A 309-nucleotide genomic window follows, 5' to 3' on the forward strand; every position below is an offset into this window, starting at 1 on the left:
GTGAACTTCGGTTCGAGAGGCTCCCAGTAGATGACTGGGTTGATAGGCCAGATGTGGAAGCACGGCAACGTGTGGAGCTGACTGGTACTAATAAGCCGATGACTTGATAACACCCCACAACACCACCTCTTCGGGATGGTGTGAGTGGAAGTAAGCAATTAACGTAACGATGTATCGCGTCCACTTTGTGGTTCCCAACAGACGGCCCACAACCCACACCCCCACGGGGATGGTTTGTGTCAACATGTTGATAGAGTTACGGCGGCCATAGCGTCAGGGAAACGCCCGGTCACATTCCGAACCCGGAAG

2 rRNA genes are annotated in these 309 nt (G+C 53.7%); both read left to right on the forward strand.

Features of this window, described 5'->3' with window-relative positions:
• Window positions 1-111, forward strand: a 23S ribosomal RNA gene (locus tag WFL22_RS12400); the annotation flags it as partial.
• A 146-nt stretch (window positions 112-257) separates the two neighbouring features.
• Window positions 258-309, forward strand: a 5S ribosomal RNA gene (rrf, locus tag WFL22_RS12465); the annotation flags it as partial.

Source organism: Leucobacter sp. VD1, from assembly GCF_037150695.1.
In the GTDB taxonomy this organism is placed as follows: domain Bacteria; phylum Actinomycetota; class Actinomycetes; order Actinomycetales; family Microbacteriaceae; genus Leucobacter.